This window comes from Actinoallomurus vinaceus, from assembly GCF_039542055.1.
Classification (GTDB): domain Bacteria; phylum Actinomycetota; class Actinomycetes; order Streptosporangiales; family Streptosporangiaceae; genus Actinoallomurus; species Actinoallomurus vinaceus.
Genome location: NZ_BAABHK010000013.1, coordinates 19,484 through 33,854 on the forward strand (window position 1 = coordinate 19,484; position 14,371 = coordinate 33,854).

12 protein-coding genes are annotated in these 14,371 nt (G+C 72.9%); 8 read left to right on the forward strand and 4 right to left on the reverse strand.

Features of this window, described 5'->3' with window-relative positions; translation table 11 throughout:
- Positions 1-16: 16 nt before the first annotated feature.
- The 3 genes from ABEA24_RS36265 to ABEA24_RS36275 form a co-directional block, all read right to left on the reverse strand.
- Entirely contained in the window at positions 17-970 is a 954-nt protein-coding gene (locus ABEA24_RS36265; RefSeq protein WP_345436941.1) for a DUF6177 family protein, read from the reverse strand.
- Positions 967-1,341, reverse strand: a complete 375-nt coding sequence (locus tag ABEA24_RS36270; RefSeq protein WP_345436943.1) for a hypothetical protein — start codon at positions 1,339-1,341, stop codon at positions 967-969. Before ABEA24_RS36270 ends, ABEA24_RS36265 begins: the two co-directional genes overlap by 4 nt.
- Before the next feature lie 73 nt (positions 1,342-1,414).
- The gene (locus ABEA24_RS36275; RefSeq protein ID WP_345436945.1) at positions 1,415-3,811 is read right to left on the reverse strand and encodes a nucleotide-binding protein; all 2,397 of its coding nucleotides are present in this window, start codon (positions 3,809-3,811) and stop codon (positions 1,415-1,417) included.
- 176 nt (positions 3,812-3,987) lie between these two features.
- On the opposite strand from ABEA24_RS36275, the gene ABEA24_RS36280 reads away from it, so the two are divergent.
- The 6 genes from ABEA24_RS36280 (at position 3,988) to ABEA24_RS36305 (ending at position 10,297) form a co-directional block, all read left to right on the forward strand.
- On the forward strand, positions 3,988-4,611 hold the full coding sequence (locus ABEA24_RS36280; RefSeq protein WP_345436946.1) for an SSI family serine proteinase inhibitor: 624 nt from the start codon (positions 3,988-3,990) through the stop codon (positions 4,609-4,611).
- Between the two features lie 125 nt (positions 4,612-4,736).
- The gene (locus ABEA24_RS36285; RefSeq protein ID WP_345436947.1) at positions 4,737-5,153 is read left to right on the forward strand and encodes a CBS domain-containing protein; all 417 of its coding nucleotides are present in this window, start codon (positions 4,737-4,739) and stop codon (positions 5,151-5,153) included.
- Between the two features lie 20 nt (positions 5,154-5,173).
- The gene (locus tag ABEA24_RS36290) at positions 5,174-5,935 is read left to right on the forward strand and encodes a GAF and ANTAR domain-containing protein (protein ID WP_345436949.1); all 762 of its coding nucleotides are present in this window, start codon (positions 5,174-5,176) and stop codon (positions 5,933-5,935) included.
- Between the two features lie 59 nt (positions 5,936-5,994).
- On the forward strand, positions 5,995-7,905 hold the full coding sequence (locus tag ABEA24_RS36295) for a SpoIIE family protein phosphatase (RefSeq protein WP_345436950.1): 1,911 nt from the start codon (positions 5,995-5,997) through the stop codon (positions 7,903-7,905).
- A gap of 374 nt (positions 7,906-8,279) precedes the next feature.
- On the forward strand, positions 8,280-9,512 hold the full coding sequence (locus ABEA24_RS36300; RefSeq protein ID WP_345436951.1) for a glycosyltransferase: 1,233 nt from the start codon (positions 8,280-8,282) through the stop codon (positions 9,510-9,512).
- Positions 9,513-9,523: 11 nt separating this feature from the next.
- Positions 9,524-10,297, forward strand: a complete 774-nt coding sequence (locus ABEA24_RS36305) for a DUF6328 family protein (RefSeq protein ID WP_345436952.1) — start codon at positions 9,524-9,526, stop codon at positions 10,295-10,297.
- Between the two features lie 55 nt (positions 10,298-10,352).
- On the opposite strand, the gene proS is transcribed toward ABEA24_RS36305, so the two are convergent.
- On the reverse strand, positions 10,353-11,789 hold the full coding sequence (gene proS, locus ABEA24_RS36310) for a proline--tRNA ligase (protein WP_345436953.1): 1,437 nt from the start codon (positions 11,787-11,789) through the stop codon (positions 10,353-10,355).
- 111 nt (positions 11,790-11,900) lie between these two features.
- On the opposite strand from proS, the gene lepB reads away from it, so the two are divergent.
- Both lepB and ABEA24_RS36320 read left to right on the forward strand, forming a co-directional pair.
- Positions 11,901-12,590, forward strand: a complete 690-nt coding sequence (gene lepB, locus ABEA24_RS36315) for a signal peptidase I (protein ID WP_345436954.1) — start codon at positions 11,901-11,903, stop codon at positions 12,588-12,590.
- A 135-nt stretch (positions 12,591-12,725) separates the two neighbouring features.
- Positions 12,726-14,333, forward strand: a complete 1,608-nt coding sequence (locus ABEA24_RS36320; protein WP_345436955.1) for an ABC-F family ATP-binding cassette domain-containing protein — start codon at positions 12,726-12,728, stop codon at positions 14,331-14,333.
- Positions 14,334-14,371: the final 38 nt, after the last annotated feature.

Consider the following 14,371-nt stretch of genomic DNA (forward strand, 5'->3'; position numbering starts at 1 on the left):
GCCCGGCTTCGGCGGGTCAGAACCCGCCCTGCAGGTGCCGGGTCAGCTGCTCGTAGCGCTGCCAGCCCTCCTGCTGGCGGCCGTCGCCGAGCACGTACCAGACGGCCGGCGACTGGGCGTCTCCGATCCGCTGCGCGGGAATCCCCGGCGGCCCCGGGGCCGCACCGCCCACGGCCATGCCGATCGGCCCAGGCGGCCCCAGCCAGCGCGGGACGGTCGTCAGGTCGGCGCGGCCGTTGGTGAGCTGGGCGAACAGCGAGATCAGATGCCGCCCGGCGGCGATCCCGCCCAGCTGCGCCGACAGCGTGGCGACCGGCACCTCCCGCGGGTCGGCGTACCCGACGACGAGCGTCACCGCCTCCTCGATCGCCTCGCCCACCTTCGACACGAGCAGCGTCCCGACGGCGGGCCGGCCGCCCCCGCCCACGATCGTCAGCCACGTGGCGCCGGCCCCCCGCGACCAGAACAGCTCGCTCAGCTGCTCCCGCCGCCACACGTCGGTGGCGGGCTCGGCGATCCCCCACCCTCCGGGCGGCTCGCCCGTCAGCGCCGCGCACACCTGCTCCGCCGCCGCGCCGATCGCCGTATCCGACGTGTGGCGCACCCGGAACGTCACCGTCAGCTGCGCCCCCACCGGCTCGCTCGGAGGCGCCGTGTAGGCGGGCGCGTACGTCCGGGCCCTCGGGTCGGGGACGAACGCGCTGCCGTCCCACACGAGCGGGACGCCGGACAGCCCGTCGTAGTAGCCGCCGTCCGCGCGGACCACCCAATGGGTCTTCGGACCGGTGAGGACCAGCCGAAGCGGCACCGTGATCCGCGAGTCCGGCCCCGTGACGATCTGCAGTCCGCGCCGCGTCTCGCTGCAGAGGCGCAGCCCGTCCGCGAGCCACTTCGTGAACGCCACGACCGGCCGGTCCTGCAGGATCACCATGGCGTTCGGCGTCAGCGCGTCCGCCGCCGGCCCGCTCACGGGTGTTCCTCGACGCCCGGAGGCCCGGCCCAGACCGTGCCGCCCTGCCAGTGCACGATGTCGTCCGCGAACCGGCGCGCGATCCGGGCGGCGTCCGGCACTCCTGCCGCCGCGCGTACCTCGACCCACCAGATCGGCACCCGTACGCGGTCGGCGAGCTCCGGGCCCAGCAGCCGCTCCACCTCACCGCGCACCTGGACGAGCTGCGGCGTCTCGATGGCGACGGCCAGCCGTCCCCCGCCGTCATAGAGGTGGACGGCCCCGTCCCCCGCGTCGCACGGCTCCAGCGACTCGCCGAAGGCGATCATGCCTTCGACGACGGTGGAGATCTCGGGCTGGTGCCGCACCAACGCGACGATGTCGCTGGTCAAGAGCCTCACCTCCTATCGGGGGTCGTTCTCACAGAGCCTGTCGAGAGTCCTTCTCACGCGTCCGGGGTCGTTCTCACGCGGCGACCGCCCGGGCGAACGCCTCGACCGCGATGCGGATGACCGCCGCCCGGGTCTCATGGCCGATCCGCGCGGACTCTACCGCCGTTCCCGCGGCCAGGTGCCGGTCGTACGGGATGTGCACCACCGGCAGCCCACCCGAACTGAGCATCTGCGCCGCACGCCCCAGATCCGCGTCGACGTGGGGCGTGTGCGTCACGAACGCGATCACCGTACGGGGCAGGAGATAGTCGTAGCCGTTCCGCGCCTGCCATTCCAGGGCCCCGTGCGCGCTGAGCGCCCCGTCGACCGTGCCCGGTGTCACCATGACCTGGGCGTGGGCGTCGGCGAGGATGCCGCGCTGCAACTCCGGCAGCAGCCCGGCCCCGCAGTCGATGACCGTCGCGGCGAAGTAGCGGCTCATCGCGCCGGCGGCGGCACGGAACGTGGCCAGGTCCAGCTCGCCGGTGATCCGCCCTCCGGCCGTCCCGGACAGCACCCACAGCCCGTCGGTCGTCTGGGCGAGGTACCGGGACGCCTCCTCGAAGGACTGCGGGTGCGCCGACATCAGGTCGTGCAGCGAACGCTGGGGACCCACGCCCATCCGCAACGGCAGCGAGCCGAGCCCCGAGTCGGCGTCCACGGCCAGGACGCGGTCCTGCCGGTACTGGGCGATCACCGTAGCGGTCAGCCCCGCGACCGTGGTCTTGCCGGCGCCGCCCCGGATGCTGGTGACCGCGATCTGCCGGCAGGACGGGACCGGCCGGCTCAGCATGGCCTCCACGTCGGCGGCCTTGCGCACGTCGTTGGCGGCGGCCGCCCCCACGGCCCGGAGCATCCCCCGGGACATCCGGCGCATGAGAGGGTCGCCGTACGCGGACCGGCGCACGAGGTCGCGGGCGGCGATCGGCCCGCCGGCGACCGGCGGACCGCCCTGCTGCGGGCCGCCCTGCGGCGGACCCGGCGCGTGCGGATTCCGCGGGGGCTGCGGCGCTGATTCGCCGGGCTCCTGCTGCCACGCCTCGGAGCCGGAGTCCCAGGTCTCACGCCCGGGTGCGACAGGGGCACCCTGCTGTTCCGCCGCCTCGGCACCCCACGCCGGCTGGGCAGCCTGATCCCACTGCGCCTGAGGCGCCGGATCCCACGACGAGGACGGCTCCTGCTCCCCCTGCGGCGGAGGGCTCTGCTCCCACTGGGGCGGCGGTGGCACCTGATCCGCCTGCTGCTCCCACTGGGGCGGCGGCGCCTGGCCCGCCTGCGGCTGCTCCCGCTGGGGAGGTGAGGCCTGCTCGGGACGGGGTGGCGCCCCCTGGTCCCAAGACGTGGGCGGACCTGGGTCCGGCGACGGCGCCGCATGCTCCGCCTGCGGGACGCTCTGCTCCCACGCAGGTGGCGCGGCCTGCTCCGGGCGGGGTGCAACTCCCTGATCCCACTGCCCCGGGCCCTGGTCCCACGACGCCGGCTGTCCCTGCTCCGCCTGCGGCGAGGGCACCTGGCCCGCCTGCGGCGGAGCACTCTGCTCCCACTGGGGAGGTGAGGCCTGCTCGGGACGCGGTGGCGCCCCCTGATCCCACGACGCGGGCGAACCTGAATCCGTCGGCGCCGCATGCTCCGCCTGCGGGACGCTCTGCTCCCACGCCGGGGGCGGGACCTGCTCGGGACGGGGCGGCGCGCTCTGATCCCACTGCCCCGGACCCTGATCCCACGACGCCGGCTGTCCCTGCTCCACCTGCGGCGGCATCGGGTCCGCCTGCGGCGGGGCGTTCTGCTCCCACGCGGCGGACAGGGGCTGCTGCGGACGAGGCTGCGCCCCCTGGTCCGGCTGCGCCGGAGCGCTCTGGTCCCAGGACGGTGAGGGCTGCGCCGGCGCGTCGGTGGGTTCGGCCGTGGTCCGCTCCGCCGGCGGCTGCTCCGTCCACGCGGGGGCCGGGTCCGGCGCGATCGGCGACTCGGCGGCGGGAGCCGACGCCTCCGACCACGCGGGCGGCGGCTCCTGCGCCGACGGCGCGTCCTGGGGCAGCGCGTCCTGTGGCGGGTGGGCCGACGGCACGTCCTGGGGCGGGTGGGCCGCCTGACCGGTCGGCTCGCCGGTGAAGCCGCCGAACGGGATGGCCCGGTCGTCGCCCGCCGGTGCGCCGGTCACGGGCCGGTCGGCGAACGGGTCGGCCGAGGTTCGCTCGGCGGGCTCGGCCGCCAGTTCCCCGATCACGGGGACGTCTTCGGCCGGGCGCGGCTCCTCCGGCTCGTCGGCCGGCGACGGAATCGCGGGAATGCCGCCGGTCGGCTCCTGACTCTGAGCCGCCGGGCCTGCGGACGAGCGCATGGGGCGACGACTCGGGTCGGCGGTGACGAGCCCGGACAGCGGGGTGCCGAGCTCGGTGAGCACGGTGACCTGCCAGTCCTGCTCGGACACCGGTCTCCTCTCGGCGCACACCGGGCGTATAGGGGTGGAAACGCTCCTGATCCTATCTGCGTGGACCTACCCCGGGTTCCAGTACCACCACGCGAGCCGATTACCGACCGAGACCGTTGCGCTACAGTGAGCGATTGAGCTCCGCTGATCAGGCGGACTTTCCGGGGGGAAATCACATGCGACGTTTCCTGGCGTTCTCCATCGCCGCAGCCATCCCAGTAACGCTTTCCGCGGCTCCGGCCGGAGCCCAGAGCAGACCCGCGCCACCAGCGACGGGCGCCCACGACAGGGCGACCCAGCGTCTCGTCCGGCAGGTCCGGCCGGCGCCGTCGGGCGCGGTCGTCCACGACATGTCGGCCTCTCCCATCGCGCCGGGCGCCGAGACAGCGCCGGAAGCCCCACCGAGCGCGCCGTCGGTTCCGGGCGACGTCACCGCCACGCCGTCCGCCTCGCCGGCGCAGTCGATCGCCGCGGGCGGCCAGGCCGCGCACGGGCCGACCCAGCTCACCCTCAAGACGGTCGTGGGCTCGGCCGCGCCGAAGACCGTGACGCTGCAGTGCGACCCGGTCGGCGGCACCCATCCGAAGGCCGCCCAGGCCTGCGCCGATCTCGCCAAGGCACGCGGCGACGACTTCACGCTCGCCTCGGACGGGAAGAACCCCCGCGCGTGCTTCATGATCTACTCACCGGTCACGACCACCGCGGAAGGACAGCTGCGCGGCGAGGCGGTCAAGCACACCGCGCGGTTCCCGAACACCTGCGTGATGCGCACCCAGACCGGTTCGATCTTCGATTTCTGAGGATCGGACGTCGGCGGACGTCCCGGTCTCGCCGGGCTCCGGACGCCCGCGCGGCGACCCCGCGACCGGAATAAGACCCGCCTCCGGGGGTAGTCGGCGCTTGACGGGCGAAGGGAGTGTTCGCAATGGCGCAAAAAGTACGCGACGTCATGACGCCCGAGCCGGTCGCCCTCCCTCTCGACGCACCGCTCACCGAGGCGGCCCGACTGATGCGTGACCAAGGAGTCGGCGGGGTGCTCGTCACCCAGGCCGGCCGTCTGTGCGGGCTGCTCACCGACCGCGACATCGTCGTCCGCGCCGTGGCGGAAGGGCGCGACCTGCGCGGCACGCGGCTCGACCAGGTCTGCAGCGCCGGAGTGGTGACGATCGGGCCCGACGACGAGACCGGCGCCGCCGTGCGTCTCATGCGCGAGCGAGGCGTTCGGCGGCTACCGGTCGTGGAGGACGGCCGCGCGGTGGGCATCGTCTCGCTCCGGGACGTGATCCCCGAGGGCGATGACGCATCCGCCTACACCACCGGCGGCGAGCTCGCCGGCGGCTGAGGACGGTTACCGTGGACGGTGTGGGTTACGGACCGCACATCAGCAGCGAACTGGCCGTGGAGATCGCCCGGTTGGGCCTCATCCACGAGGCGTCGGAGACCGCGGCGCTAAGGCGCGTGACCGAGTTGACGGTCCGTACGGTGTGGGGCTGCGCGGGCGCGACCGGGATCCGGTGGACCGCCGGGGACGACCCCGAGCCCCTGGACCAGGCCGGCACCCATCCGGATCTGTCGTACCTGAGCGAGATCCAGTGCACCCGCCGGGACGGCCCGATCTTCGACGTGGCGCGCAGCGAGGCCCCGGTGTTCTGCGGCGACACCCTGGTCGAGACCCGGTGGCCCGGGTTCACCGCCATCGCGCTGCAGCGCGGAGTGCGGTGCTTCGCGACGACGGTGCACCGCACCGGCCCGATCCTCATGACGCTCACGATGTACGGGGTAGTGCCGGGCGCGCTCGACCGGCGGGAGCTCGGGCTCGGGGCCCTGCTCGCCGCGCAGGGCGGCGCGGCCGTGTCGAACACCCGGCACTATGAGGACGCCCATCGCGAGGCGGTGCAGCTGCGGCAGGCCGTGGAGGCGCGGGCCGTCGTCGACCAGGCGAAGGGCGTGCTCATGCACGCGATGGGCTGTGACGCCGACACCGCGTTCAACGAGCTCAAGCGCATCTCGCAGAACCGCCACGTCAAGCTGACGGCGCTGGCCCGGCGGATCGTCGAGGGCAGCGGGCCGGGCGGCGGCGGCCCGGGGCGGTCTGGCCTCGCCGGAGCAGTGGACGGCCGTTAGAGTACGAACAGCCGTCCGATTTGGTCGCCGGCCGCGATCACGCCACGCTGGGAGGCGTCATGTCCGACCAGCAGGAGACCCAGTCGCTCCTCCAGGAGACCGCCAAGCTCAGGGCCCGGGTGGGCGAGCTGCGCAGTGCCGCCGCCCTGCCCGACGCCGACTCCCGCCCGCTGCTGGAGGCGGCCCTCGTCGAACTGGAGCTGGCCGTGGCGGCGCTCGGCGCGACCGGCGAGGACCGCGCCTCCACGGAGGCCAAGTCGGAGGCCGCGGAGAGCGAGCGCCGGATGCTGCGCACGGTCTTCCAGGACGCGCCCGTGCCACTGTTCCTGCTGGAGCGCGATGGCACGGTCCGCCGGGTGAACCGCCAGGCCGGCGCACTGCTGGGCTCGTCAGCGGGCTATCTCACCGGCAAGCCGTTCCCGGTGTTCTGCGACATGGCGACGCGGGCGGCGGTCGGCTCGCACATCGCCGGGGTGTTCCACTCCGGGCAGCGCCGCCGTACGCGGGTGCGCTTCCTGTCCAAGCACGGCCCGGTGAACGCCGACGTGACCCTCGCCCGGATCTGGGTGAGCGGGGAGCCCGACCCGCTCGTGGTCGCGGCGACCGCCCCGGCGACGCGTGAGCCGGCGGCGGACGAGGCGCCGCACGAGGTGACGGCCCCCGACGCGGTGGCCACGGTCGTGCACCGGATGGACGTCCTCGCCACCGCGACCGGGATGCTGCTGGAGGACGACTCCCTGACCGAGTCGGTGGCGGTGCGCCGGTCGGCCCGGCTGCTCGCGGCCGAACTCGCCGACTGGGTCATCGTCGACCTCGAGCAGAACGGCACGCTGCGGCGGCAGGTCGTGATGGGACCGGAGGACGAGCGGTCCTCGGAGATCGCCCGGATGCTGGAGAACGTCCATCCGGGCCCCGGCTCGCTGCCCGTCTCCGTGTGCGACAGCGGCCAGTCCGTGCTGGAGGCCCACATCGACGATCTGCGGACACTCGGCACCACCGAGGGCGATCTGCCGGTGTGCGGGCTGATCGAGGCGTCGTCGCTGATCTGCGTACCGCTGGACGACGGCGAGCACCGGCTGGGCGCCCTCACGCTGACCGTCTCGGGCGAGCAGGGCCCGTTCGACCTGATGGACCTCGGGCTGGTCGAGCGCTTGGCCCGCAACCTCGCGCTGGTGATCCGCACCGGACGGCGGTACCGCCGCCGCATGGAGGTCACCGAGCGGCTCCGCGCCGGCCTGCTGCCCCGCGAGCTGCCCGCCGTCCCGGGCGCCGAGATCTCCGCGCGGTACGTCGTGGCCACGCGAGACAGCGGATTCGGCGGCGACTTCTATGACGTCTTCCCCACCGCGGCGGGCTGGGGTCTCGCCCTGGGCGACGTGTGCGGCAAGGGCGACGACGCGACGGCCGTGAACGCCGGTGCCCGGCACGGCATCCGGATCCTCGCCCGGTGGAACGCCAAGCCCGACGAGGTCCTGTCGATGGTCAACGAGACGCTGCTCGACCAAGAGCGTTTCGTCACGGCCGTGATGGCCTGCGTCGAGCCGCGCGACGAGGGCCTGGCCGTCATGATCGGCAGCGCCGGGCATCCGCCCGCGGTGCTGATCCGGCGCGACGGGCTGATCCGCACGCTGAGCGGCGGCGGCATCCCGCTCGGCCTGTTCGCGGACGATTTCGAGGTCGGCGTCGAGTCGCTCGAACTCGAGCCCGGCGACACTCTGTTCCTGTACTCCGACGGTGTCGTGGAGAGCTCCGACGCGCTGCGGAACCGCTTCGGCCACGAGCGACTCGTCGAGATCCTCGCCGCCCACGCCGATCACCCGGTCGGCGACATGCCGCTGGCGGTCGAGCACGCGCTGACCGAGTTCTGCGGCGGCGAGCTGCGCGACGACGTGTCGATGCTGGCGCTGCGCGTCACCGGCGAGACCGGCGGCGTCCCCGGCCGGGTCGCGGTGTCCGGATCGGCCGTCTGAGTCCTCACCGGATCGCCGCCGCCCCCTACCGGCGGGGTCGGGCTGTTTAAGCACCGGGGCATGAGGTAATAATTGGGTCCAGGAACTCGTGCCTAAGACGCAGGCACACCACCGGAGGGCGGCATATCCGCCCTCGATCTCCGGAGGGTGTGCATGCGTATTTTCATTTCTGGCCTGGTCAACGGTCTGACGTCCGCGATTCCCTCACTTTCCCCCGCGCAGCCGGACCCCTGCTCCGGCCGTGAGCGCGCGCGTGCCCTCCCCATCTCCGATGACTCCCACGGTTCCCGTTCCGTCATTTCGGGAGCCGGATGGGCCGAGATCGTCGCGGATACCGACGCGCCCGGCCGCCTGAACTTCCTGGAGGTTGCTCGATGATGAACATCGCCATGGTCTCGGTCCAGGACAGCCCCATCGGAACCGCCGGCGGACTCGACGACGGCCTCGGGTCGCACCTCGCCGAACTCGCCCGCGAGCTCGGCCGGCAAGGACACCGGGTCACGGTCTACACCCGGCAGGACGGGCGCAATCCGCGGGAGCGGGTGCGGTTCGCCCCGGGTGTCACCGTGGAGCAGCTGGCGGTCGGCCCCGTCCGCCCGCTCGCCGATGACGAGCTGCTGCCGTACCTCGCCGACTTCGGCGCGGAGCTCGCGCGGCGCTGGCACGGCCGACGCCCCGAGGTGGTCCACGCCCACCACTGGGTGAGCGGCCTGGCCGCGATCGCCGGGGCGAACGGCCTCGACATCCCCGTCGTGCAGTCCTTCCACGCCCTGGGGACGACCCTGGCCCGGACCGGGCAGCCGGTCTCGCCCACCCGGGTCCGCCTGGAGAAGGCCATCGGCCGCAGCGTGCGCGCGGTCGTCGCCACGACCGAGAGCGAGCGGTCCGAACTCGTACGGCTGGGCGTTCATCGCCGCCAGATCACGCTGGTGCCCTCCGGCGTCGACGTGGACAAGTTCTCCCCGAGCGGCCCGGCCCTGCCCTGCGGCGAGGCGGCGCGCCTGGTCACGCTCATGCGGCTCGGCCGGTACCAGGGCGTGACCTCGGTCATCCAGGCGCTGGCCCGGATCCCCGGCGCCGAGCTCGTCGTGGCCGGCGGCCCGGACCGGGAGGACCTCGAGACCGACGAGACCGTCCACCAGCTGCGGATCGAGGCCAAGGAGGCCGGCGTCGCCGACCGGGTGACCTTCATCGGCCGGGTGTCGGCCAATGACGCCCCGAAGCTCCTGCGCTCCGCCGACCTGACGATCAGCGTTCCGGCGTACGAGACCGTCGGCCGGATGCCGCTGGAGTCGATGGCCTGCGGGACGCCGGTCGTCGCCTCCCCCGTGGGCGGCCACCTCGACTCGGTCGTCGAGAACGTCACGGGCATCCACGTCCCGGCCGACCGCCCCATGGAGATCGCCCGCCGGGTCCGGGCCCTGCTCGCCGACCAGACGCAGCGGACCGCCCTCAGCATCGGTGCCGTGGACCGGATCCGGTCCCGGTTCGCCTGGGAGCGGGTCACGCAGGAGACCGTCAAGGTCTACGAGTCCCTGCAGCCCGTGCCGGAGCCCGTCCTCGCGGGCGTCGCGGCCGGCGCCGGGGATGAGGACGAGGAGATCTGACGAAAGGTTCGATGGCCACACCGGCATCCGGATCTTCGGCACGGGACGAGACACCTCGGGCACGGTACGACCGCGAACTCCTCGAGATGCTCCAAGAGCTGCGCGTCATCGTGGCCGGGGTGCAGTTCCTCTTCGCGTTCCTGCTGACGCTGCCGTTCTCCAGTGGGTTCAAGCGGGTCGGCCACGTCGGGCATTGGGTGTACTACCTGTCGCTGATCACGGCGGCGTGCGCGTCCATCTGCCTGATGGCCCCCGCCGCCCAGCACCGGATGCTGTTCCGCTCCGGCCGTAAGGACCTGCTGATCACCCGGTCGAACCGGTACGGCATCGTGGGCACGCTGGCCCTCACCGTGTCGATGTCCAGTGCCGTGGCGGTCGCCGCCAAAGGGTTCTTCTCCTCCACGCTGACGGCCGTGACGGCTTCGGCGATCGTGGCGGTCGCCGCGTGGGCGTGGTTCGTGCAGCCGATGCTCACCCGGCGCCGCATCCCCTCCCGGGCCGAGGAGGAGCACCACGACGCCGAACGTCGAGGCTCCAAGGCGACCGACCCCGTACGGGCCGACGCGTCCGCTCCCGAACGCCGAAACGCCGAGGCGACCGGCCCCGTACAGACCGAGCCGCCCGCTCCCGAACGCCAAGGCTCCGAGGCGGCCGACCCCGTACAGACCGACGCGTCCGGCACCGGCCGGGAGGCCGGCCCGCACCCGGTGGACCCGCAGGACGCCGAGTGCCGGGAAGGGGACGGGCCGAGCGGCGGCCCGGCCCGGCCACCGGTGATCGACTGACCGACGAAACCGCCCCCGTGCGCGGCACGAGGGCGGTTTCAGCGGCTGGTCGAGGTCAGTACGAGCGGCCGAAGATGACCCGCTTGCCGTACGCGGACGGCTGCCCGCATCGGAAGCAGGATCCGGTCTCCTCGGGCGCCTCGAGCGGGACCACGCGCGGCGTGGCCGCCGTGTCGGCCTTGATCTCGTCCTCGCACTCCGTGCGGCCGCAGTGCAGGACGCGCGCCCAGCCGCCGGCGACCTGGGTGCGGAAGGAGTCCCAGTCGTCGATCTCGGCGGTGTGCTCGTCGCGGTACTGCTCCGCACGGGTGTACAGGAACGCCTGGAAGTCCTCGAGGATGCCGGGCAGCACCTCCGGGACCCGGTCGAGCGGGATCTGCTCCTTGCCCTGGTCGCCGAGGCGCCGGGCCAGCGTCACGACGCCGGAGTCGAGGTCGCGGGGGCCGATCTCCAGCCGGATCGGGACGCCGCGCATCTCCCAGTCGTTGTACTTGAACCCCGGGCGGAGCTGGGTGCGCTCGTCGACGTGCACGCGGACGCCGGCCTTCTTCAGCCGGTCCGCCAGCTCGCGCGCCGCGGCGACCGTGCGCTCGGCGGTCTCGTCGCGGCCGATCGGCACGATCACGGCTTGGTACGTCGCGATGCGCGGCGGGAGCACGAGGCCCTTGTCGTCGCCGTGCGTCATGATCACGCCGCCGATCATGCGGGTGCTCATGCCCCAGGACGTGGTGTGGGCGTGCACGAGCTCGCCCTGGGCGTCCTGGTACTGGATGTCGAAGACCTTGGCGAAGTTGGTGCCGAGGTAGTGCGAGGTGCCGGCCTGCAGGGCCCGGCCGTCGCGCATCATGCCCTCGATCGAGTAGGTGCGCACCGCCCCGGCGAACCGCTCGCTCGGCGTCTTCTCACCCTCGATGACCGGCATCGCGGCCAGCTCGCGGGCGACGCCCGCGTAGGCGTCCAGCGCCCACATCGTCTCGCGCATCGCGTCGTCCTCGTCCGCGTGCGCGGTGTGCCCCTCCTGCCAGAGGAACTCGGTGGTGCGCAGGAACATGCGGGGCCGCAGCTCCCAGCGCACGACGTTGGCCCACTGGTTGAGCAGCAGCGGCAGGTCGCGGTGCGAGTCGATCCACTTGGCCATGTACTCGCCGATGACGGTCTCGGAGGTGGGCCGCACGACCAGCGGCTCCTCCAGCTCCTTGCCGCCGGCGACCGTCACCACGGCCAGCTCGGGCGAGAACCCCTCGACGTGCTCGGCCTCGCGCTTGAAGTACGACTCCGGGATGAACATCGGGAAGCAGGCGTTGCCGTGCCCGGCCTCTTTGATGCGTCCGTCGAGGTCGGCCTGCAGCAGCTCCCACATGCGGTAGCCGTACGGGCGGATGACCATCGTGCCCCGCACCGGGCCGCGGTCGACCAGCTCGGCCTGGACGACGACCTCGTTGTACCAGGCGGAGAAGTCTTCGGACTGAGGAGTGACACCTTCCCGACTCACGCAGCCGAGGGTACCGGCCCTGGACCGGTCACGTGGACAACCCGGGAGGACAACCCCGAGATGAGGGGCCCTTACGCCGATCACATCTGGATTCGGTCTACGGTACGAGACGTGTCAGACGAGTCCTCAGGCGAGGCGGAAAAGAAAAAGCCCGCCAAAAAGCGGTCATTTTGGCGCGAACTACCGATCCTGATCGGGATCGCCCTCGTGCTGTCGCTGCTTATCAAGACGTTCCTGGTTCAGGCGTTCTTCATTCCATCGGAGTCGATGGAGCGGACCCTGCACGGCTGCGCCGGCTGCACCGGGGACCGGATCCTCGTCTACAAGGCCGGTTACCGCTTCCACGACCCGAACCCGGGCGACATCGTGGTGTTCCGCGCCCCCGGGTCGTGGGAGCCGGAGACGCGGATCGCCACGCCGAGCAACCCGCTGCGGCGCGCGGTCGGCTGGGTCGGCGGGCTGTTCGGCCTGCCGCAGGCCAACGAGAAGGACCTCGTCAAGCGCGTGATCGCGGTGGGCGGCCAGACGGTCCAGTGTTGCGACTCGCAGGGCCGGGTGCTCGTCGACGGGAAGCCGCTCAACGAGCCGTACATCTTCGAGGACGACCACAAACCGTTCGGCCCGGTGAAGGTCCCGGCGGGCCGCCTCTGGGTGATGGGCGATCACCGGGGGGACTCCGCCGACTCGCGCTTCCACATGCAGGACGGCTACCAGGGCACGATCCCGGTGAAGAGCGTGATCGGCCGGGCGTTCGTGATCGTCTGGCCGCCGTCCCGCTGGAACACCCTGGGCAAGGGCTGACCGTACGGCCGCGGCGACCGTACGGGCGTCGCGGCCATACGGGTGCGGCGCCCGTACGGGCGTGGCGGTCCGTACGGGCGTGGCGGCCGGAAAATCCGTTGGCGCGCCCGGTGTGATGCCGGAGACTGGGCGATCGTGGGCCACATCGAAGTCGCGCATCTGAGCCATGTCCTTCCCGACGGCCGGGTGCTGCTGGCCGACGCGTCGTTCCGGGTGGCCGACGGAGCGGTGGCCGCCCTGGTCGGGCCGAACGGCGCGGGCAAGACCACGCTTCTCCGGCTCGTCGCCGGCGACCTCGAGCCACAGGGCGGCACGATCACCCGCAGTGGCGGGCTGGGCGTGATGCGGCAGTTCGTCGGCAACATCCGCGACGAGACGACCGTCCACGACCTGCTCGTGTCCACCGCTCCACCGCGCGTTCGCGAGGCCGCCGCGGCCCTGGAGCGGGCAGAGCTGGCCATGATGGAGCGCGACGACGAGCCCACCCAGATGCGCTACGCCCGCGCGCTCGCCGAGTGGGGCGACGCGGGCGGCTACGACGCCGAGGTGCTCTGGGACGCCTGCTGCGTCGCCGCGCTCGGCACGCCGTACGACCGGGCCCGGTGGCGCGACGTGAAGACGCTGTCCGGCGGGGAGCAGAAGCGTCTCGCCCTGGAGGCGCTGTTCCGGGGTCCCGACGAGGTGCTGCTGCTCGACGAGCCCGACAACTACCTGGACGTGCCCGGCAAGCTCTGGCTGGAGGAGCGGCTGCGCGAGACGCCCAAGACCGTGCTGCTCGTGTCCCACGACCGGGAGCTGCTGGCCCGGGCCGCCCGGCAGATCGTCACCGTGGAGGCCGGGATCGTCTGGACGCACGGCGACGGCTTCACGACGTACGCGCGGGCCCGCCACGACCGCAACGAGCGGCTGGAGGAGCTGCGCCGCCGCTGGGACGAGGAGCACGCCAAGCTCAAGGCGCTCGTCCGCATGTTCAAGCAGAAGGCGGCGAACAACTCCGACATGGCGTCGCGCTACCAGGCCGCGCAGACGCGGCTGCGGCGGTTCGAGGAGGCCGGCCCGCCGGAGGTCCCGCCGCGCGACCAGAACATCAAGGTCCGCCTGCGCGGCGGCCGGACCGGCAAGCGCGCCGTCATCTGCGAAGGGCTGGAGCTGACCGGCCTGATGCACCCGTTCGACCTCGAGGTCTGGTACGGCGAGCGCGTGGCGGTGCTCGGCTCCAACGGCTCCGGCAAGAGCCACTTCCTGCGGCTGCTGGCCGGCGAGGACGTCGCGCACACGGGCACGGCCCGGCTCGGCGCGCGGGTCGTGCCGGGGCTCTTCGCGCAGACCCACGCCCGGCCGGACCTGCAGGGCCGTACCCCGGCCGAGATCCTGATGACCGAACACGCCCGGCTGCGCGACGAGGCGATGGCCGCGCTGGCCCGGTACGAGCTGCAGTACTGCGGAGATCAGCCGTTCGAGACGCTGTCCGGGGGCCAGCAGGCCCGGTTGCAGATCCTGCTGCTGGAGTTGAGCGGCTGCACGCTGCTGCTGCTCGACGAGCCCACCGACAACCTCGACCTGGCCAGTGCCGAGGCGCTGCAGGAGGGCCTGGAGGCCTATTCGGGTACCGTGCTGGCCGTCACGCACGACCGGTGGTTCGCCCGGTCGTTCGACCGCTTCGCGGTCTTCGGCGCGGACGGGACGGTGTACGAGTCCGCCGAGCCGGTGTGGGACGAGACGAGAGTGGCGCGCCCCCGCTGAGCCGGGCGGGCGCGCCGCGGCCGAGAGTGCCTGTCGAG